A 20,818-nucleotide genomic window follows, 5' to 3' on the forward strand; every position below is an offset into this window, starting at 1 on the left:
TCACCATAGAACGGGGCATTGTCATGTGTTCACGGGAGTCGCGAGCCCTGTGAGCAGCGCAGAATGTATGGCGAAACCTGGAGGTGTGTCAAACGCCGATCTGTCTTACTTGCCTGCCTGCGCCGAACTACTGCGTTGATCTCGCGGCAGGCACACGAGTACGAGCAGTGAACATGCGCCAGCACAAACGAACGCATAGTCATAGCGTCCGCTGACGGCAACAAATGCTGCAAAAAGCGTGGGCGCCACCATGTTCATCAAGTTCACCAGTATGCTGGAGCCGGCTGACGTTTCCGAGATCATGTGTGGCGGCGAGCGCCGTGCGACTTCAGCGATTTGTACGCCATTCCAACTGGCCGCCGAGCACCCTGCGACAAACGCCAAGGCAATCACGGACCATAGCGGCCAGTCGGCACTGGTCAATCCTAGCAGTGCAGTGGTCACTGCGGAAAAAACTGCTGCAATCGTCAAGGTGATATTGGCCGAGCGCAAGTAATCCGATAGCCAGCCCAGTACGATGCGGCCGATGACGCCGCCTGCCTGCATGACGGCAAAGACCATGCCGGCCAAGGCTAGCGGATAGCCGAGCTGGTCTACAAGATAAATGACGGTGAACGTGAACCAACAGCTCTGAGCGATGGCAAAGAGGCTGCCCACCACGGATATTTTCATCAGGCCGCGATTGTGCCGTAAAGAGGCCAGCGGCACGGTGAGCGTACGCAGAGAGTCCAGCGTCGGGAAATGAAAGAAGTGATCCTTCTTGTCCGGTGTCTCGTCCAGACTGGCGCTCAAGCGCCAGGTCATCAGGGTCGGCAGCAGTACGATGAGTGCGCAAAAGAAGAGAGCAATGCGCCAACCTGTCAGCACAACCAGCAGTGGCACGAGCAGGCCCGCGATCACGCCGCCCAGAGGGACTCCAGCCTGTTTGATGGAGAACATCAGGTTTCGTTTGCCGGGAGGAGAATATTTTTGCAGGACTTCGCTGCCTGCGGGATTGGCAGCACCACCGCTCAATCCCATGAACAGGCATGCTATCAGCGCGATGGCAATACTCGGGATCAATAGCCATGCCATACAAGCGGCCCCGATCAGCAAAGTCAATTGCAATGTACGCATGCCGCCGATTTGTTTGAGCATGGCAGACCCTGCGACCAGGATCGCCAGACCTCCCAGGGAGTTGCTGGCGGTCAGATAACCGATTGTGCTGCCGCTCCAGCCGAAGTCCTCGGACATGGCCGGGGCCAATATGGGAATGAGCCGATTCAAGAACGCCGAGATGGTTTGTAGCGTGAAAATTGCCACGATGGGCATTAGCCATGTCGGTGCTGCTCGATTCATTGCGTCTACTGAGTTGTTTTTCTGAGGCTGTGGCAGGGCGACCATAGTCGCCGCCATCGGCGGGATGCCTTCTCCTTCCCCTTGATGATACTCCCACTCGCTGGCGGCTGCAGATGCGGTGCGTAGGGATGTGCCTCTGCAGCTGTGTGCGATGATCGGCCTTGGACGTGGATTTATTCCAGATCCGGATGTCTGTCTGTCAGCCGTTGGCGTCGCGCTTTCAGCTTTTCGATCTGCTGCTCCAGCACTTCGATTTCTGCGTCGACGTCTTGCACCGTTTGCTCGATATGATCGAGGGCTTGTTGCAACAGGGCTTTGGCTTCGCGCCGATTGGATGCATTAGGTGTGTCACCGCGCAATGGCCGGTTGGCGGTCTCCGGCAGGTAGAGTGAGGTGATCAAACCGATCACCGAGGCGACCATCAGATAGACTGCGGGCACCATCAGATTGCCCGTTGTTTCTACCAGCCAGGCTGCAGCGGTCGGCGTCAGGCCGGCAATGATGATCGCGATGTTGAATGAACTGGCCAACGCGCTGTATCGGATACGGGTGGGAAATAGCGCCGGCAACGTCGATGCCATCACGCCAATCATGCAATTGAGGACTATCGCAATCAATAGCAGGCCGAGGAAAATCAGGCCGATGTTGTCGCTGCCAATGAGATGGAAGGCCGGCAACGCAATCACAAACAGCCCCAGGCTGCCGACGAGCAAAAATGGCTTGCGGCCGATTTTGTCGCTAAAGAATCCGACAACGGGCTGTACGAACAGCATCCCTATCATGACCACGACGATGATGAGTACGCCATGATCCTCGGAGTAGCCCAGGCTGCTGGACAAATAGGTCGGCATATAGGTCAGCAGCATGTAATAGGTGATGTTGGTGACCAGCACCATGCCGATGCAGACCAGCAATGCCTTACGGTATTTGGAGAAGATTTCGCGAAAAGAGATGGTGGGCTTCTCTTTTACCGCCTCGCGATCTTCTTGCTCCATTTTTTCCAGTTGTTGAGTGAATGCAGGCGTTTCTTCTGCGGCATGGCGCAGATATAGACCAAGCAGCCCCAAAGGACCTGCGATGAAGAAAGGCACGCGCCACCCCCATTCCAGGAACGTCGCATCGCCCAGGATTGTCTGCAGCAGCACAACGAGGCCCGCGCCTAATACAAAGCCTGCGATCGAACCGAAGTCCAGCCAACTGCCCAGGAATCCGCGTCGCCGGTCCGGCGCATATTCGGCCACAAAGACTGCAGCGCCTGTGTATTCTCCGCCGACGGAAAACCCCTGAGCGAGCTTGCACAGCAGCAGCAGGATGGGCGCCCACAGGCCGATGCTCGCGTAGGAGGGGATCAGGCCAATGCAGAAGGTGCTGATGGCCATGATGATGATGGTGAGCGAGAGTACTTTTTGCCGCCCGAACTTGTCACCCATCACGCCGAAAAATACGCCGCCTAAAGGCCGAACCAGAAATGGCACGGAAAACGTGCCAAGCGCAGCAATGGTCTGCACCGCGGGTGATGCGTCGGGGAAAAATACTTTACCTAATGCAAACGCGACAAAACCATAGACGCCAAAATCGAACCACTCCATGGCATTGCCCAGAGCAGCGGCTGTGACGGCCTTTTTAAGCTTGCTATCGTCAATGACGGTGATGTCGTCTATCTGGAGGGGCCGGACTTCTGGTGACGCAGGGACGGTTTGAGTCATATCAGCTTCCTGTGCTGGCTAGGGATAGCGATGTGTGCGTGCTTGCCTTACTCAACGTAAAAATTCTACTTCCGATACTGTGCCCTGAGCGCAGAATTCGCGCTGTTGCGTTACTTTCAGCCAACGCGGCTCGATAATTGGCTGGCGGCGCGCCGTACCGCTGTCACATGAGCGGGGTTGTAGCGATGGACGGGAACGGTCAGTGTCACGGCGGCCGCGATGGTACCTGCCGCTGAAAACACAGGGGCCGATATGCCGGCGACCTCGGAGAGGCGATCGCCTATCGCGGCAAAATAGCCGTCGCTGCGGATCTTTCGGTACAGCTCCTGGTCCGGGCCGGGAGCGTTGCCTAGAATGTCGTCGAAGGCCGTCAGGATACGGCCGCCACTGCCTCGATCCAGAGGCAGCAAATCGCCCGCACGAATGTGATCCCGCACAGGGTGGGGAGAGTCAACGCGATACAGGCATAACCGTGCATCGCCTTGACGCACGTGGTAGGCAGCGCTTTCTCCTGTGGTGGCGACTAACTCGCGCAGCACTGGGATGACAACACGCTCCAGTGAGAACGATGCCGAGTAGATACCGTGCAATCTCGCGACCTCGGGGCCGAGGGCGTACCGTCCGTCTTCGAGGCGTTGAATCCATTGCGCGTGTTCCAGCGATGCCAAGAGCCTCAATACCGTGCTTTTGTATAGCCTGGTCCGTTCTGCGAGCTCGCGCAGGGACAACGCATGGTCGCTGCTGGTGAACACCGACATCAGGCTGAGCGCACGATCAACCGCAGCGACACCGCCTTGGGCTGCATCGGCGTCGGCGATGGATTCCGTCACAGCTTTGCGGGGCATTTTGTGTTCCGTCAATTCAGAGTTCGAGGATTCTATCTTATAGAACGTCTGGGGTCTTTGTTCGAATTTATTAGCGCCCTTATGGGGCTCACCCCGGGAAAATCGGGGCGGTTGACACGGGGCGAGGCTTGTATTTTAATTTCATACAAGAGAATGATGTTCTATCTTTTAGAATTTTACAAGCGAGACGTATATGCCGAGCCGTACCCCTCAGCCCGAGGTCTTGATTAGCGAAGTCGGCCCGCGTGACGGATTGCAGTCGGTCAAGGCCACCATGCCGACGGCAGACAAGTTCAAATGGATCGACGCACTGGTGGCGGCTGGCATTCGGGAGATCGAGGTGGCTTCGTTTGTGCCTGCCCGCTTGCTGCCTCAAATGGCGGATGCAGCCGAGGTAGTGAAATACGCGACCACGGCACATCCCAGTGTCACCATCATGGCGTTGGTGCCGAACCTACGCGGCGCACAAGCCGCGTTGGAGGCAGGCGTGCACAAGCTGACCATGCCCGTATCGGCGAGCCATGCTCACTCGCTCGCGAATGTGCGCAAGACACCGCAGGAAATGGTGCAAGAGGTGCAAGCCATCGCACAGTTACGCGATGAGCTTGCGCCGTCCGTCAAACTCGAGGCCGGCATATCCACCGCGTTCGGATGCACATTGCAGGGTGAAGTGCCAGAGGATGATGTCATCAAGCTCGCGGTCATGTGTGTACAGGCGGGGGCGGACGAGTCGGGGTTGTCGGACACCGTGGGTTATGCGAATCCCGCGCAGGTACGCCGTCTGTTTCGGCGGTTGCGGCAAGAGCTGGGCGAGCACGCTGGCGCCGCACACATGCACAACACTCGGGGACTGGGGTTGGCGAACTGTCTCGCCGCATGGGACGAGGGCGTGCGTACGTTCGATAGCTCACTGGGTGGACTGGGCGGTTGTCCTTATGCGCCCGGCGCCTCTGGCAATGTGGTGACCGAAGATCTCGTCTTCATGTTCGAGGCGATGGGCGTTTCAACTGGCGTCGATATCGAGAAGCTCGTCGCCGCCCGCGTCCCCCTCGCTGCCGGGCTGCCGGGCGAGGCGCTGTATGGAATGACGCCGGACGCCGGTTTGCCGAAAGGCTTTACTCAACACGCCTAGCATCGGCGGGATTGTCAGGCCCTTTTCTCAACATAGGTTGCAAACCCATGTCTAACAACACCGCGTCCCGTCTTCCGTACGAAGGCATCCGCGTTATCGAATTCACCCATATGGTCATGGGGCCCTCCTGCGGCATGTTGCTGGCGGATCTCGGGGCCGAGGTGATCAAGGTCGAACCGCTGGGCGGCGATTCCACGCGCAGGCTGCTGGGGTCGGGCGCAGGCTTCTTTCCGATGTTCAACCGGAACAAGAAAAGCATTGTGCTGGACCTCAAACAACCCGAAGGCAAAGAGGCGGCATTGCGTTTGATTGATTCCGCAGACATCGTCAGCGAGAACTTCAAATCGGGCGTCATGGACAAACTTGGTTTGGGATATACCGCCCTGAAGGCGCGAAACCCGAAAATCGTCTACGTCAGTCATAAAGGTTTCTTGCCCGGTCCCTATGAACATCGCACTGCATTGGACGAGGTCGTGCAGATGATGGGAGGTCTGGCCTATATGACAGGGCGTGCGGGCGACCCCTTACGCGCCGGCACGAGCGTCAACGACATCATGGGCGGCATGTTTGGTGCGATGGGTGCCATGGCGGCGTTGGCTCAACGCGCAGTCACCGGCGAGGGCATGGAAGTGCAGACCTCGCTATTCGAGAACAACGTCTTTCTCGTCGGACAGCACATGATGCAGTACGCCGTGACGGGACGTGCGGCTGCTCCCATGCCCAGCCGAATCTCCGCCTGGGCGATCTACGACGTGTTTACTGTCAAGAACGGTGAGCAGATTTTTCTGGCCGTCGTCAGCGACAAGCAGTGGGAAATATTCTGCAGAGCCTTTGGCCTATCCGAATGGTTTGCGGACCCGCGGCTCAAGACAAACAATGATCGCGTTCAGGCCAGGGATTGGCTGATGCCTATGCTGCGGGCTCATCTCGCAGATACGCCTGCGGCAGAATTGGCTGCGGTCTTTGAAAAAGAGGGTTTGCCGTACGCGCCTATCACCCGCCCGGAGCAATTGTTTGACGATCCCCATCTGCTGGCGACCGGGGGGCTGGCTCCGATCACGTTGCCTGGCGGGAAACCCTCGCACGTTCCGCTGACGCCGGTGGCATTCAATGGGGTACAGCCGCCGTTGCGTACGCAGCCGCCCGAGGTCGGCGAGCATACCGACGCGCTATTGCGCGAAGCCGGATACTCCGACGAAGAGATTCAAAGTTTGAAGGCCAGGAATATCACTCAAGGGTGTCGTCCGCAGTGAGCTGCCGGGCCTTTTACAAAAGCGCTTGAACAAGCGTTGAATAAAGAGACAGGAAAATGAATTATCGCTTGAAAACTTCGATCATCTGCCGCCGAGCATTGTCACGCGGATTGTTTGTGTTATCGCTCGGCCTGTTGTCCGGTCATGCCCATGCGGCCGATAGCGCGGCGGATTGGCCATCGGTACCGGTTCGGCTTGTTGTGCCCTATGCTCCCGGAGGCACCACTGACTATGCCGCCAGACAAGTCGCACAGAAACTATCCGAGACAACGGGGAAGACTTTCATCGTCGAAAACAAGTCCGGCGCATCCGGGACTATTGCCACTCAGGATGTGGTTCGCTCCAAGCCGGATGGCAGTTCTTTTCTGGTGACCGATACGACATATGCCATGTTGCCGTTGTCGTTTGCAAAGCTGCCTTGGGACTACGAGCACGATTTGATCCACGTGGCCGAGATCATCGAGACCCCGCTGGTATTGGTCGTTCCGGAAAAATCGCCGTTCAAGACCCTGGCTGATCTGATTGCGTATGCCAAGAACAATCCGGGCGCACTGAATTTTGGATCCGGCGGGCCGGCGAGTTCCACGCATCTTGCAGCGGAGATGTTTGCTTCCGAAGCCAGTATCAAGATGTCCCATATCCCGTACCGTGGCGCTGGTGCGGCTTTGGCTGATGTGATGGCTGGTCAGATTGACCTCCTGGTGACGGCTGCGCCGACTGCAATCCCTCCGGTGCAGGGCGGGCGCGTGCGGGCGCTGGCGGTCAGTGGTGATCAGCGTCTGGAGTCTTTGCCTGACGTCCCGACATTCGCGCAAGCGGGGCTGCCTTCGTATCAGGTCATCAATTGGTTTGGCCTGGCCGCGCCAAAGGGTACGCCCGAGCCGATCGTTGAGAAAATGAATAGCCTCGTCAATGAAGTAATGGGCGATGCAAAGATGCAGCAATTGATGGCTCGCCAAGGAGCCGGACATCGCTCGGTGGCGGTCAAGCCGTTCGGCGAGTATGTTCGGCAGCAAGTGACTTTCTGGACAGACATCGGGCGGCGTGTCGGCATCAAGCCCGAGTGAGGAGGCAGCCATGTGGAATCTTTCTTTTTCTCCGCCGATTGTCATTGAGGCCAAAGTCATCGGCTCTGTGCCGCAGGAGCTGCGTTTGCAGCGCCGCAGTGCGTGGGCAGACGCGAACAAGGCCGGACATATTGTCGATTGCTTTCTCGAGGGGCCAGTCTTTGACAAGGCCGGAGCGCTATATGTGACCGATATCCCTCATGGCCGCATATTCCGGGCCGACGATGGGGATCGATGGCATGTTGTTGCTGAAACGGGCGGATGGCCGAATGGCCTGGCGCTGCATGACGATGGCAGCTTGTGGGTGGCAGACTACCGCAAAGGCATTCTGCGTTGCGATCCCACGACCGGATCTGTGACGACAGTGCTGGGCCACCGCAATAGCGAGTCGTTCAAGGGTGTCAACGACTTGGTGTTTGATCGCGAGGGACGCCTGTACTTTACTGATCAAGGACAGACCGGATTGCACGATCCCCACGGCCGAGTCTATCGATACGACGAGCGGAGCGGACGGCTGGATCTCTTGCTCAGTAATGCGCCCAGCCCTAATGGCATCGCATTGGACGCCGCACAAAAGGTCTTGTTCGTCGCCGTGACGCGTGCCAATCAGGTGTGGCGGGCGCCGATCCTGGATGACGGATCGATCAGCAAAATGGGCGCCTTCCAGACATTCTTCGGCACCAGCGGACCGGACGGGCTAGCGACATTGCCAAGCGGTGAATTGCTGGTCGCACATGCAAGTCTAGGCGGTGTGTTTGTCCTGAACTCGCGTGGCGAGGTGACGCATTATCTGAAAAGCCCTATCGATGGCAGCACCGTGACTAACGTTGCCGTGTGTCCCGACGGCAAGCATGTGGTGTTCACGGAATCAGCCTCGGGTTCGATCCTGCAGGCTGAGTTGCCATAGGACAACATCGTTGCTCCTTCCTTCCCAGTACGACTGTCCGAGGAGGGGATGCAAACGCCGGGCCACTGGCTCGGCTCGCAGCGCAGGGTCAAAAGCCAATATCGCGGCGTTTGGAAGACTAAGGCGCAAATCGCGTAAATACATAGTCTCGATCCTTGGCGGCCCGTGCTTCGTGGCAGGCGAAGCAGGTCTGATGTTGCGCGGCGTCTGTCGGGACGCCGCCGATGAACCGTCCAAATCCCCAACCGCCCGTCGATGCATAGCGTTTCGAGTCTTTCACCATGACCTGAACCGTCGTCGCCTGACCGGGGACAGTGGCAGAGGAGAACTCGGGAGATTGCTTGCGTTTGTAGGCGAGCTTGACCAATATCGCACCGTCGGGAAACGGACCCTTCAGGTCTTGAATGGCTTTGACTGCCGCCGGATTGCCCAGCACGACGCGTAACTCATCCAGTGGCGCGGCCTCCTCTGCAGGGGCGATGAGTTGCCAACTACGATAACCTTCTGGAATAGACACACCGAAGATCGGTGAAACCGCCCGTGGCGTGGACTCCGCCGCCGATGCCGAGCCTGCAGCGGCGCACAGCATGAGTGCAGCCGACAAGAATACTCGTGCACGATGAACGTGTTGCATGTCGTGATCCTTGTTCTAGGCGTCTCACAGACGGGTAACGTCGATGATCGCTTGGGCAAAGTCTTTGGGGGCTTCTTGGGGCAGGTTGTGTCCAATGCCGCCATTGACGTTGCGATGCTGGTATTTGCCGGCGAATTTTTTCGCGTAGGCTGCCGGCTGGGGATGCGGCGCGCCGTTGGCGTCGCCTTCCATCGTGATTGACGGGATGGTGATGACCGGTCCTTTGGCGAGCTGCTGTTCCAGATCGTCGTAGCGCGATTCGCCTTGTGCCAGACCCAGGCGCCAGCGATAGTTATGAATCACGATCGCAACGTGATCGGGATTCTGGAAAGATTGGGCAGTACGGTTAAAAGTCGCGTCGTCGAAATCCCAATGGGGCGAGGCGAGTTTCCAGATGAGCTTGTTGAACGAATCTCGGTTTGCATCGTAGCCGGCTTTACCGCGCTCGGTGGCAAAGTAGAACTGATACCACCAGGCCAATTCGGCCTCAGGGGGCAGGGGTGCTTTGTTGGCAGCCTGGCTGCCGATGAGGTAACCGCTGACCGACACCATGCCCGTGAATCGTTTTGGCCACAGCGCCGCCATGATGTTGACGGTACGCGCACCCCAGTCGAATCCGCCGAGGACGGCAGTCTCGATTTTCAAGGCGTCCAGCAATCCGATCAGATCCAGCGCGAACACCGCTTGCTGGCCGTTGCGGATAGTATCGGCCGATAAGAACGTGGTCGAACCCGAGCCGCGCAGATAGGGCACGATGACACGATAGCCGGCAGCTACGAGCCGGGGAGTGACTTCGGCAAAGCTATAGATGTCATAGGGCCAGCCATGTACCAAGAGGGCAACGGGACCGTTGCGCGGACCGGCATCCACGTAGCCGATATTCAGCGGCCCTACCGAGATCTGCTTGATCTCGTCGAACGTCGCAAGTGGGTGACTCGCAGCTGCGCCGGCTTTGGCGATAGATGTTTGCGCGTGGGCCAGACCGCTCATGGTCAGTTCCATGAGGCCCAGACCGGCTACGGTGGTCTGGATCAGGCGACGACGGCGGGTATTGATGGGTTCCGACATGACTTTCACTCCTCTGAAGTTGGTAGGAGTATTGAAAGCCTTGGGTGTATCTGCCTTGTGTCGCGTCCGAGCAGGTCGCGAAACGTTGAGTATCTGTGTACAGAACCAGATACAGTGCGGTACATATCGGCTGTGCGAGCTCCCCTCAGATGGATTGCTGGTCAATCGGCGGAAAGAGAACTTTCTAGCATATCGAGGGCGAAACGGACATGGACCGCCACCGAGATGGCGAACCATGTCCGTTCATACTGGACGACAGGTCTTATTTCTTCATGGCCTCGTCGGCGCATTGCGCATCGAGATGTCCACCGGGCGCCCCAGCTACGCCAATGGCGCCGATGACTTCATCGCCCTGCTTGAGCGGCACGCCACCACCCAATAACAAGAATCCCGGGATGTCTTTCAGGTTGGCCGCGCCCGGGTTCTTCTGCGAGTTTTCCATCATGGCCAGCGTGGGTTGTTTGGCCGATGCTGATGTGAACGCTTTGGCGCGGCTCGCCTCGATCGTGTGCGGCCCGGCTTTGTCGGCGCGTGCAAAGGCTTGCAATTGGCCACTGCCATCGACGACGGCTGCGCTCACGGCGTAACCCTTGGCCTGGCAGACGGCAACGGTGTCGGTGGCGAGCTTCTGGGCATCTGCCAGCGCGAGTTTGTGTGTGGTGATGACGGCTGCATTGGCGGCTTGGGACAGGGCTGCGAGGCAGAGCAGGGCGAGGGTTTTGCGGATCATGATGGTGTCCTTGGTCTGTGTAGTAACGACAAGAACAGTGTATTGAGATACGTTGCGCGCCGGTATGCGCACGAGCACGCGCCGGTCTCCGTAGTGCTACGGAGCCTCAGGCGAGCAAAGCAGCGTACTGACGTATCAGTTGCGCCAGAGACTGTGCTTCGAGTTTGGTGAAGACATTTGCTCGGTAGGTCTCGACCGTGCGGGGCGACAGGCCCAGTTCGCGCGCGATCTGTTTGTTGCTGACACCTTCGACGACACGCCGCAGGACTTCTTCCTCGCGGCCGGATAGTGTGCCCAGGCGCTCTGTAGCCTCGAGCGTGGCGGCGAGTTTTTCGCGGCTGGCAATGTGCTGACGTACGGCAGCCTGTACCGCGTCCAGAAACACATCGTCGTCCACCGGTTTTTGCAGGAACTCGACAGCGCCGGTTTTGAACGCACGTCGGCACAGATCGACGTTGGCGTGTCCCGTCAGGATGATGGTGGGCAGATCAGAGTGCGCGACGACTTGTTCGAGCACCTGCAGGCCGCTGATGCTGGGCATACGGATATCGAGAACCAGACAGCCGATTGCATATTGATGGCCTTGGGCGAGAAAGGCTTGCGGATCGCCAAACCCCTCACTGCGTAGCCCGACGCTCGAGAGCAGCATCGACAGGCCGTCGCGTACGGCCTCGTCATCATCCACGATATAGACGAGCGGTGATTGATTGGAGTAGTCGTCCATGGCGTAGTTACTTGGCTGCCTTAGCAGTGAGCTTCGTGTTGCTGTGGCGAGGTAGACACGCCCGCGTTTTGGCGTTCGGAGTACAGCGGCAGTGATAGTGTCGCACAGACGCCACCCGCTGCGTGGTTCTGAATATGCAGGTGCGCATCCATGGTGCCCGCCAGGGTCTCGCACAGCGTCAGGCCGAGCCCCATGCCTTGAGCCCGCGTGGTATAGAACGGATCGAAGATTTTCGGCAGCTTGTCGGCGGGTATTCCAGGACCATTGTCACGCACCACGAATTCGTAGCGTGATTGGTGCACACGACCGCGGATATCTAGCAGGCGAGCGCCCGCCTGTGTAGCGAGCGCATCCGCAGCATTCTGTACCAGATTGTGCAGAATCTGCTCTAGCGCGACGCGGTCACCTAGCGCGCGTGCACCGGGGGCGTCATTGGTCCAGCTGATTCGTATGCCGGCTCGCGCCAGTTCGCTTTCACGTAAGAAACGCAGTGAAGCGATCAGGTCATCCGGGTTCAGCGCCGAACGTTGAGCAGGTTCTCCATGCGCCATCACGGCGCGCAGACGCTCGAGTATTTCGGCTGCCCGACGTGCCTGACCGGCGGTCGCCTGCAAAGCTCGGCGCACCTGAGGCTGCTCCTCAGGGTCGTCGAGCAAGCGTTGAGCAGCGCCCGTTTGCGCCAGGATAGCCGTCAATGGCTGGTTGAGTTCGTGGGCAATTCCCGCCGCCATTTCTCCGAGGGTGTTTAGCCGCCCGATTGCGGCCAAGCGTGATTGCTCCCGTTCACGCAAGGCGTAGGCTCGCGCACGTTGCCACAATGTCCAACCCGCAACCAGTGCGGCGCTGGTCAAGGCCCAGGCCAGCCAAGCCATCCACGGCCAAGACGCCGGCGTCAAGATCTGAACGGTATGCAGGATAAACGGCTGGCTTGCCGCACCTAGGGGTTTGCTGCGCTGTAGTACAAGGCCCATTGAGTTTTGCGGCGATGCTGAACTCAGTAGGTTGAGCTGCCCGGAAGGTAACGATAGCTTGACGGCGCTGAGCGTAAGGGGAATATCTTCGCGCCCCAGCAATTTCTGTGCATTGAGCTGGATACTCCAACCCGAAGGATCAACGAGCCAGTAAGAGGTGGCGGCATTTCCCGGTAACACGACAGGGTGGTTGATCTGACGGGCTTGTGCCAAGGCGTCCGCCATTCCACTTGGTGACGGGGAACTGCCATGCCATGCGTCCTCGTTCAGCCGTCCGATCGCCTCCAACTGCGGCAACGCAGGTTGCAGGCTGGGAAACAGCCGCTCAGGCGCAGGAGGGTGCGATAGCGCTGCCAAGGTCGCGAGCACGGCCTCGTGCTGCACGGCCTTTTGGCTGAGCATGCGGTGCACGATGCTCGTATCCTGGACGAACCGATCGCGCTGGCTGGCGTAGTCCTGCAAACCAATGCCGACGACGCCGAGAATGAGGAGCAGCAGCCATATCAGGGCCGGCCGCATGAAAGATCGGGGCATAGTGCACAGGATTATGGCACTGGAACGCGGGTCTTACACTCCGTACTGCTACGGAATGGCGGCCTCTCGACTAACATGCTGTCCGAACATCAACCAGTTGGAGCGCCGTGATGACCCGTCATATATCCCCGGTAGCGTTGCCCAAAGCCTATGGCGAAGAGCCCTGACCGCTGTGGAGAATTATGTCTACGTGCTGGTCGTTGCGCTGATTGCGGGTGCGTTCAGTGGCGTGGTGGGTACGGGATCGTCTCTAATGCTGTTGCCGGTATTGGTGCAGTCGTATGGGCCAAAGGCTGCCATGCCTATCATGGCGATGGCGGCCATCATGGGCAATCTGTCACGCGTCATGGTCTGGTACAAACAGATCGACTGGCGGGCGACGTTTGCCTATGGTTTGCCTGGTATTCCCGCGGCGGCGCTGGGCGCACATACGCTGCTAGCATTGCCGGCGTGGGTGATCGACGCGACCCTGGGATTTTTCTTTTGGTGCATGATTCCCATTCGGCACAAGCTGCGGCAACTGCAGTACCAAATGTCGTTGTTTCAACTGGGTGTATGCGGTGTTGTGATTGGTTTTTTGACGGGATTGGTGCTTTCCACCGGGCCGCTGAGTATCCCGGCATTCACTGCCTATGGGCTTAGCGGCGGGGCATTTCTGGGGACCGATGGCGCCACGTCAGTGCTGCTGTATATCAGCAAAGTGAGCACGTTTTTCGCTCAGGACGCGTTGTCCATGCAAACGGCGCTGCAGGGCGTGTTGGTGGGGGCTGGCATCATGCTCGGGACCGTTGCCAGCAAACCTCTGGTGCTGCGGCTTTCGTCAAACGCCTTTGCCCTCATGGTCGATGTGTTGCTCTTCGTCTCCGGGGCTGCGCTGTTATATAGCGCATGGTCGCATGGGTAAAGCCATGCGACGGTCCTTGATCAGCGTGTGGTAGTCGACCAACGAGTCAGAGGATAAGCCCCCGGGACGTAGACTAGGCACACGAATGCCATCGACTAACGTCCCGGGCGCTACTTGCCTTAATCCGTCGACAATACGCCGCGGCGCACTTGGTCGCGTTCGATGGATTCAAACAGCGCTTTGAAATTGCCCTCGCCAAAGCCGCTATCGCCCTTGCGTTGGATGAACTCAAAGAACACCGGGCCTAGCAAGGTCTCGGAGAAAATCTGCAGCAGCAAACGGCGCTCTCCACCCTCGGACGTACCGTCGAGCAAAATGCCGCGCGATTGCAGCTCTGCTGTGGGCTCGCCGTGAGCAGGCAGACGGCCTTCCAACATCTCGTAGTACGTCTCGGGCGGTGCAGTCATGAACTTCGTGCCTTGGGCTTTCAAGGCATCCCAGGTCTTGATCAGGTCGTCGGTCAGAAATGCTACGTGCTGGATACCTTCGCCGTTGAACTGCATCAGGAATTCTTCGATCTGGCCGGCGCCCTTTGAAGACTCTTCGTTCAAAGGGATGCGGATCATGCCATCGGGCGCCGTCATGGCCTTCGAGGTCAGGCCGGTATATTCGCCTTTGATGTCGAAGTACCGGATCTCGCGGAAATTGAAGAGTTTTTCGTAGAAATCGGCCCAATACGCCATGCGGCCACGATAGACGTTATGGGTCAGGTGGTCGATGATCTTCAGGCCGGCGCCCACGGGGTGGCGGTCTACGCCATCGATGAATACAAAATCGATGTCGTAAATCGACGAGCCTTCTTCGAAACGGTCGATCAGGTAGAGCGGCGCGCCACCAATGCCCTTGATGGCAGGCAGGCGCAGTTCCATGAAGCCGGTATGAATCTCGACCGGCTGAGCACCCAGTTCCAATGCCCGCTTGTGAGCCTCTTGCGCGTTGCGCACGCGAAACGCCAAGCCGCATACAGAGGGGCCGTGCTCGGCCGCGAAGTAGGCCGCGGGGCTGTGAGGCTCGTTATTGACGATGGCGTTGATGCCGCCTTGGCGAAACAGGGAGACTGCCTTGGAACGATGGTTCGCGACTTTGGTAAACCCCATGCTTTCGAGCACCGGCTCGATGACGTTGGGCGTGGGCGAGGCGAACTCGATGAACTCAAAACCCATGAGTCCCATGGGATTGTCGAAAAGGTCTGCCATTTTCTGGCTCCTGAATGTGCAAATGGTGAATGTGAAGCTTGCGATGCAGCCGATTCACATTGGGGGCGCACAGGGGCGGCCCCGCACGCTGCGCGCCAGGTAGTCGCCAATCAAGAGTTGAAAACCCAGAATTTTCATAATGGTGGGGTTACAGAAGGATGCAGAGACGTTTAGGGTCTCAATCTGACTATACTCCACATCTGCCATGTCCTCTGGGCGCTATCGCGCTTTCGGCCTGGAGACGAGAAATGTTTTCCGGGGATAGAAACTGCAGACGCAGCGCCAGAAGTCGTGCGATAAGTTGGCTCAACTTGCTGATAGTAAAGAGAATTTTATGGCCGGACGACGCGATCTCCTCGGAATCGGATCCTATAGCGACCGTCATCTATGATCGTCAGACCTAGACAAAGCTGGTTTCGGCTGCTGTTCATTTGGAACGGCTCGGTATTGCAGTCGATCATTCCGCAACTGTGCTTCATTGCCGCCATCAGTGGTGTCGCGGTCGTGACCCACGGAACGATTTTCGGGGAAAAGATTCCGCTCAATACCACGCTGTTGACGTTGTTCGGCCTGACGCTGGCGATATTCCTGGCCTTTCGTAACAACGCCAGCTATGAGCGTTACAACGAAGCGCGGCACATGTGGGGCAATCTGCTGATCGCGTCGCGTACGTTGATGTCGCAGATACTGCGTTACGCGCCTGATTCCGCCTCGCACAGGCATCTGGCGGACGCGCTGATCGCAAGTATCTATGCACTGAAACATCAGTTGCGCGATACCGATCCTGCACAGGATCTGCGCCGCTTGCTGGGTGATGAGCGGGCGCGGGCGGTGTTGGGAAAACAATACCAGCCCATCGCGCTATTGGACCAGATACGCGGCCGCCTGGCGGCCTTGCACAGTGCGGGCAATGTCTCGGATACCGAACTATGGATGCTGGATGCGCAGCTAAACGAGTTAGGCAAAGCCATCGGGGGGTGTGAGCGTATCGCGTCCACCCCCATCCCATATGCGTATGGCGTACTTTTGCACCGGACGATCTACACGTATTGCGTCATGCTGCCATTTGGTTTGGTGGATGCGGCTAATGTGTTCACGCCGCTGCTATGCGTGTTTATCTCGTATACGCTCATTGCCTTGGAAGCCATTGCGAACGAAGTGAGCGAGCCTTTTGGCCTGGCGCCTCATGCGCTGGCGCTGGATGCCATGTCGAGGGGGATCGAACGCACCGTGCTCGAATTGTGCGGCCGCGATTTGCCGCCGGAGATCAAGCCGGATCAGTTTTATCGGCTGACTTGACGTGCGATGTTCTCTGGTATGGTTGCGCCGGACAGGTAGCCTCTTGGTATCACTTGGTCTATTACTTATCTAAGAAATTCTTCAATCCATGACTAGTAACAATCCTCAACCCCAAGCTGTCACCTGTCCTCTCACACGGAGTGCAATTTTCCTTGTCGCGACGCTAGGAGAAGCCAGCGAGGCAGACAAGATTCGCGCATTGTGCGGAAATCTCGCTGCACTGGTGCGCTCAGTAGGCAAGCGTGTGCCAGATGGCAAATTGTCCTGTGTGCTCGGTTTCAGCTCAAATGCCTGGGATACCTTGTTCGGTCACCCGCGTCCGGCGCAGCTGCATCCTTTCCGTGAGTTTCACGCCGACAATCGCCATGCACCCGCGACACCTGGGGACCTGCTGTTTCATATTCGTGCCGAGCAGATGGATTTGTGCTTCGAGCTGGAGACGCAGATTCTCAATCAGTTAGGCGCGGCGGTGACCGTGGTGGACGAAGTCCAGGGTTTCCGCTATTTCGATATGCGCAGCATGGTGGGCTTCGTCGACGGTACCGAGAATCCGGAAGGGCAGGACGCCGTGGATTTCGCTTTGATCGGTGACGAAGATCCCGAGTTTGCCAATGGCAGCTATGTGCTCGTGCAGAAATACCTGCATGACATGGCGGGCTGGAATGCACTGCCTGTGGAGACTCAGGAACGCATTATCGGCCGCACCAAGCTATCGGATATCGAGCTGGACGACTCGGTCAAGCCCTCGTCGTCTCATAGCTCGCTGACCACGCTGACCGAGAACGGCGAAGAAGTCAAAATCTTGCGCGAGAACATGCCGTTCGGGCGACCTGGCGCAGGCGAGTTCGGCACTTACTTTATTGGATATGCCAAGTCCCCAGCTCCTATTGAGCAAATGCTGGAGAACATGATTGTCGGCCGGCCTGCAGGCAATTACGACCGTCTGCTGGACTTCAGCCGCGCCGTCACGGGCGGGCTGTTCTTTGTGCCTTCGGCGCCATTGTTGGAGGAATTGGAAGAGCGGCAAAAATAAAGGAGACGAACGCTCGTCTCCCTTGTGACTGGCCCCGTCGTGGTTGGCGGGGTTAGCATTTGCACGTGTTGCTGTTACTTCATCGGATGTGCCAAGTCATCCGCTAATAACGCGATGCAACACGCAGCCGAAGCCTGTACTGCCCGCGCCGGATCTGTCGCCATGGCCAACGCTTGCGTGGCGGCATGGGCTGGTTCGGCGCCGTATTGGCTTTGCACCCAATCTACCAACAGCGCCGACAATGGCAGGCGCTCGGCGAGTGCCTGCGGCGCCAGGCGCTCAATGGCTCGTTGTGCGGCGTCACTCCCGGTGATGGCGGCAAGTGCGTCCGAGCAACTCTCAGAAAATACGACCTCGTACAGTGAGTCGATGTGCGCCTGCATCCGCGATGAGTGGACGTGCAGTCCCTCTGCACTGTGCCGCAATGCGGCCGCAGCGGCATAGACGTGACGCCATAGAGGCGCCCACATGGAAAGCTCAGCCTGCCATTCTCCCAAGGCCCGCTCATGAGCCTGCGGCATTGCCGAAAGCAGGTTTGCGGCGATGCCTGGCACGGGCTGCGTCTGCGCAATGGCCTGCATGCAATAGACGGCATTGCGCTTATGTGGCATCGCGCTGGACGTTCTGCCCCGAGGTGCCTCGGTCAGCTCTCCGACCTCGAACTGCGACATCAACGACCAGTCTTTCGCGAGCTTTGCCAGGCTGCCTGCGCAGACAGCTGCTTCCATGGCGAGCCGCATCCACGTATCGCGTTGGGTGTGCCAACTATGGCCGCAAGCCGTCAAGCCGAGTTCGGAGGCCAGCGCACGTTCTACACGCTGGGCTTGCTCGCCTAAGGTAGCGCGATTGCCTACAGCCCCGCCTAGTTGCACACACAGCGCGTGTTCGGACAGAGCGCGTAGTTGTTCGATGCTGCGCTGTATGGCGCCAGCGGATTGCGCACATTTCAATCCGAAACTGGTGACCTGAGCAGGTTGTAGCAGGCTGCGCGCCAGGATCGGCGTGTGCGCGTGGGTGCGAGCCAAGGTGCGCAAGGCAGCATGTAATCCGGTCAGCTCCTGCAACAGTGCTGATAATGCTGTCTTGGTCAATAGAGCATGCGCCGTGTCGACGGCATCCTGAGTCGTGGTGCCCCAATGCAAATAGGGCACGGCGTCCTTCGCATGCTGCGCCAAGAATGCCCGTAACGGATCCACCAACCCTATGCCCAGTGCGCCCGTACGCTGCGCGCGCTCGACGAAGGCGGAGCGCTCCAGCTCGACATTGGCGCATGCGTGAGAAATGGCCGCTGCTGCGCTGGCGGGAATGAGCCCGCAAGCCGCTTGCGCGCGGGCCAGCCCGGATTCAAAATGTAGCAGCGCATCGAACCATTGTGCATCAGTAAACAGCGTGGCGCTGCCGTTCGGGGTCAGGCTTTCTTCGATCAGGGATGCCATCATGGCAGGCTGACCCGCGGTCATACGGAGGCGCCAGAGGTGGTCACGACTTTGCCCCATTTGCGGCTTTCTTCCTGGATTTTTGCGCTGTATTCCTTTGCATTGCCGAGCAGCGGCTCGGCGCCTTCGACTTCGAGTTTGGATTGGAACGCGGGCTCGGCGGCGACCTTCAGGATTTCCGCTTCGAGCTGACGCACTGTCTCGACCGGTATGGTTTTAGGAGCCAAAATCCCGTAGGTCAGGGTGCTGTCGAAGTCCTTCAGCGCGGGGACACCGGATTCAGCCATGGTGGGAACATCGGGCAACAGTGCCATGCGTTTGGTGCTGGTGATGGCCAAGGCGCGCAGCTTTCCCGATTTGATCATGGGCATGGCGGCCGGAATCACGCTGAAGCTGAAGTCCACCAAACCTGCTGCCACGTCGGCGACTGCTGGCGCGGTGCCTTTGTAGGGAACATGTACGGCTTGCGCGCCGAGCGTCTGCAGGAACATTTCTCCAGTCAGATGGCCGCCAGTGCCGTTGCCGCTGGACGCATAATCCATATCAGCGTTCTTGCTCGACAGCGCCTCTGCCAACTGCGCGACGCTCTGAATCGGAGAACTGGCCGGTACGACCAGCAGCAGCGCCGAGGAGGCAAACATCGCCACAGGCTGTAAATCGGTCGACGCATTAAACTTCAGGTTCTTGTACAGAGCGGGGTTGATAGAGATCGTACCGGTGTGGCCCAGCAGAAAGGTGTTGCTTTGCGCAGACGCACGCACGACCTGCTCGGTACCCAAGTTTCCGCCTGCGCCGGGTTTGTTTTCGACGATCACATCGCGCTTGAATGTCTCGGTCAGGCCATGCGCCAACTGGCGCGCCAGTACATCGTTCCCGCCGCCAGGAGAAAAGGGGACAATGATGCGCATGACTGGCGTGTTCTGGGCCCAGGCGGGCGTCAAGGATACGACCGTCAGCCCCAGCGCCGTTGCCAGCGCGTGGCGGCGAGAGGGGGAACGCAGGATGGGCGGGTGCATGGTGTCTCCTGGATTGGAATAGTTGAATTCACTGGTATTGTCGCCGTTGCGGGCCACCGGAATACAGTACGTATTGCTTTCATCAATTAAAAGAAAATGCAGGCTTATGGATATCCGTTACCTACATAACTTTCTGAAAGTCGTCGATCTGGGCTCCATGTCCGAGGCAGCTCGCCAGTTGGATGTGAGTCCGGCTGCGATTGCACAACAGATGCGTACGCTTGAGCGTGAATTGGGGGCGTCGCTGTTGGTGCGGCAGGGGCGCAGTGTGCAGCCGACTGCCGCCGGACAGCGTTTGCTGGAGCGGGGCCGCATATTGGTACAGGATGCCGATGCCTTGCGGGATTGGGTTGTGACGGATGAGGACGAAGGCGAGTTGCGGCTGGGGACCGTGAATACGGCATTACATAGTTTCTTGCCCGATATCTTGCATTCCTTTGCCAAGCATTACCCTGGGGTGCGAATTGCGTTGCGCAGCGCGGTTACGCCAGCCCTGTATGCGGCCTTGACGCAATTCGAACTTGACGCAGCCCTGTGTTTAAAGTCGCCTTTTGACTTGCCCAAGACCGTGCGCTGGACCTCGCTTCGTCAAGAACCCTTGATTGTGCTGGCGCACGCGAGTGACGCTGAACGTGACCCGTTGGAGTTACTGCGTACTGAGCCGTTCGTGCGTTACGATCGGCAATTGGCGGGCGGTAATTTGGCTGAGCGCTATCTGCAGATTCAGAAAATACGACCGCATGAGCGCGTGGAGCTGAATTCCATTCTGGCTATTGCTTTATTGGTGCAGCGCGGGCTGGGTGTAGGCTTGGTGCCTGATATTGGTCAGGGTATAGAGGGGCAGGGCCTGTGCAAGTTGGCTGTGCCTCCGGTCTCGGGATCGGAGGACGGGCTGCCGTTGCCCGCCCGAGAGCTGGGGTTGCTGTGGCGCCATCAGTCCCCACGAGGGCATTGGGTGCAGACGTTGCTGCGGTGTGCACGAGATGTGATGGCTCGAGACTGAAACGAAGAAGCGAGGGCGCCTG

General features: G+C 58.5%; 18 protein-coding genes and 1 pseudogene. 8 read left to right on the top strand and 11 right to left on the bottom strand.

Annotation, left to right across the window (positions count from 1 at the left end; genetic code table 11):
• Positions 1–105 precede the first annotated feature (105 nt).
• From CAL20_RS01780 to CAL20_RS01790, 3 genes are all read right to left on the bottom strand, one after another.
• Positions 106–1,338 carry an MFS transporter gene (locus CAL20_RS01780; RefSeq protein WP_094819636.1) on the bottom strand — a complete coding sequence of 411 codons (1,233 nt, stop codon included), beginning with the start codon at positions 1,336–1,338 and terminating at the stop codon, positions 106–108.
• Positions 1,339–1,511: 173 nt separating this feature from the next.
• The gene (proP, locus tag CAL20_RS01785; RefSeq protein WP_094819556.1) at positions 1,512–3,044 is read right to left on the bottom strand and encodes a glycine betaine/L-proline transporter ProP; all 1,533 of its coding nucleotides are present in this window, start codon (positions 3,042–3,044) and stop codon (positions 1,512–1,514) included.
• 116 nt (positions 3,045–3,160) lie between these two features.
• Complete coding sequence (locus CAL20_RS01790) at positions 3,161–3,889, bottom strand: IclR family transcriptional regulator (protein WP_094819557.1); 729 nt, start codon at positions 3,887–3,889, stop codon at positions 3,161–3,163.
• A gap of 193 nt (positions 3,890–4,082) precedes the next feature.
• Between CAL20_RS01790 and CAL20_RS01795 the strand changes: the two genes are divergently transcribed.
• The 4 genes from CAL20_RS01795 to CAL20_RS01810 all read left to right on the top strand — a co-directional run bounded on the left by CAL20_RS01795 (position 4,083) and on the right by CAL20_RS01810 (position 8,248).
• The gene (locus CAL20_RS01795; protein ID WP_094837026.1) at positions 4,083–5,021 is read left to right on the top strand and encodes a hydroxymethylglutaryl-CoA lyase; all 939 of its coding nucleotides are present in this window, start codon (positions 4,083–4,085) and stop codon (positions 5,019–5,021) included.
• Between the two features lie 47 nt (positions 5,022–5,068).
• Positions 5,069–6,274: a CaiB/BaiF CoA transferase family protein gene (locus CAL20_RS01800; protein ID WP_094837027.1), complete on the top strand. Its 1,206-nt coding sequence runs from the start codon at positions 5,069–5,071 to the stop codon at positions 6,272–6,274.
• A 68-nt stretch (positions 6,275–6,342) separates the two neighbouring features.
• Positions 6,343–7,341 (top strand): Bug family tripartite tricarboxylate transporter substrate binding protein, encoded by a 999-nt coding sequence (locus CAL20_RS01805; protein WP_256981318.1) that lies wholly within the window; start codon positions 6,343–6,345, stop codon positions 7,339–7,341.
• 10 nt (positions 7,342–7,351) lie between these two features.
• On the top strand, positions 7,352–8,248 hold the full coding sequence (locus CAL20_RS01810; RefSeq protein WP_094837029.1) for an SMP-30/gluconolactonase/LRE family protein: 897 nt from the start codon (positions 7,352–7,354) through the stop codon (positions 8,246–8,248).
• Positions 8,249–8,366: 118 nt separating this feature from the next.
• Here the strand turns inward: CAL20_RS01810 and CAL20_RS01815 are convergent, their stop codons facing one another.
• The 5 genes from CAL20_RS01815 to CAL20_RS01835 form a co-directional block, all read right to left on the bottom strand.
• Positions 8,367–8,882: a cytochrome P460 family protein gene (locus tag CAL20_RS01815; protein ID WP_094837030.1), complete on the bottom strand. Its 516-nt coding sequence runs from the start codon at positions 8,880–8,882 to the stop codon at positions 8,367–8,369.
• 24 nt (positions 8,883–8,906) lie between these two features.
• A complete protein-coding gene (locus CAL20_RS01820) occupies positions 8,907–9,950 on the bottom strand; it encodes an alpha/beta fold hydrolase (RefSeq protein WP_094819563.1) in 1,044 nt (347 codons plus the stop codon).
• 262 nt (positions 9,951–10,212) lie between these two features.
• On the bottom strand, positions 10,213–10,680 hold the full coding sequence (locus tag CAL20_RS01825; RefSeq protein WP_094819564.1) for a GlcG/HbpS family heme-binding protein: 468 nt from the start codon (positions 10,678–10,680) through the stop codon (positions 10,213–10,215).
• Between the two features lie 106 nt (positions 10,681–10,786).
• Positions 10,787–11,404, bottom strand: coding sequence for a response regulator transcription factor (locus tag CAL20_RS01830; RefSeq protein ID WP_094819565.1), 618 nt, complete (start codon positions 11,402–11,404; stop codon positions 10,787–10,789).
• Between the two features lie 20 nt (positions 11,405–11,424).
• Positions 11,425–12,909 (bottom strand): sensor histidine kinase, encoded by a 1,485-nt coding sequence (locus tag CAL20_RS01835; RefSeq protein ID WP_094819566.1) that lies wholly within the window; start codon positions 12,907–12,909, stop codon positions 11,425–11,427.
• Between the two features lie 172 nt (positions 12,910–13,081).
• Between CAL20_RS01835 and CAL20_RS01840 the strand changes: the two genes are divergently transcribed.
• The gene (locus CAL20_RS01840; RefSeq protein ID WP_217903901.1) at positions 13,082–13,813 is read left to right on the top strand and encodes a sulfite exporter TauE/SafE family protein; all 732 of its coding nucleotides are present in this window, start codon (positions 13,082–13,084) and stop codon (positions 13,811–13,813) included.
• Between the two features lie 119 nt (positions 13,814–13,932).
• Here the strand turns inward: CAL20_RS01840 and hppD are convergent, their stop codons facing one another.
• Entirely contained in the window at positions 13,933–15,009 is a 1,077-nt protein-coding gene (gene hppD, locus CAL20_RS01845) for a 4-hydroxyphenylpyruvate dioxygenase (RefSeq protein ID WP_094819568.1), read from the bottom strand.
• 387 nt (positions 15,010–15,396) lie between these two features.
• Here hppD and CAL20_RS01850 point away from each other — a divergent pair, with 387 nt between their 5' ends.
• Together CAL20_RS01850 and CAL20_RS01855 are read left to right on the top strand one after the other, a co-directional pair.
• A complete protein-coding gene (locus CAL20_RS01850) occupies positions 15,397–16,308 on the top strand; it encodes a bestrophin family protein (protein ID WP_094819569.1) in 912 nt (303 codons plus the stop codon).
• 88 nt (positions 16,309–16,396) lie between these two features.
• Positions 16,397–17,332: pseudogene (locus CAL20_RS01855) on the top strand (Dyp-type peroxidase); the annotation flags it as partial.
• Between the two features lie 83 nt (positions 17,333–17,415).
• Here the strand turns inward: CAL20_RS01855 and CAL20_RS01860 are convergent.
• Complete coding sequence (locus CAL20_RS01860; RefSeq protein ID WP_094819571.1) at positions 17,416–18,801, bottom strand: lyase family protein; 1,386 nt, start codon at positions 18,799–18,801, stop codon at positions 17,416–17,418.
• On the bottom strand, positions 18,798–19,793 hold the full coding sequence (locus tag CAL20_RS01865; protein WP_094819637.1) for a Bug family tripartite tricarboxylate transporter substrate binding protein: 996 nt from the start codon (positions 19,791–19,793) through the stop codon (positions 18,798–18,800). Before CAL20_RS01865 ends, CAL20_RS01860 begins: the two co-directional genes overlap by 4 nt.
• 106 nt (positions 19,794–19,899) lie before the next feature.
• On the opposite strand from CAL20_RS01865, the gene CAL20_RS01870 reads away from it, so the two are divergent.
• Complete coding sequence (locus CAL20_RS01870; protein WP_094819572.1) at positions 19,900–20,796, top strand: LysR family transcriptional regulator; 897 nt, start codon at positions 19,900–19,902, stop codon at positions 20,794–20,796.
• Positions 20,797–20,818 lie beyond the last annotated feature (22 nt).

The organism is Bordetella genomosp. 4 (assembly GCF_002261185.1).
Taxonomy (GTDB): Bacteria; Pseudomonadota; Gammaproteobacteria; order Burkholderiales; family Burkholderiaceae_B; genus Bordetella_A.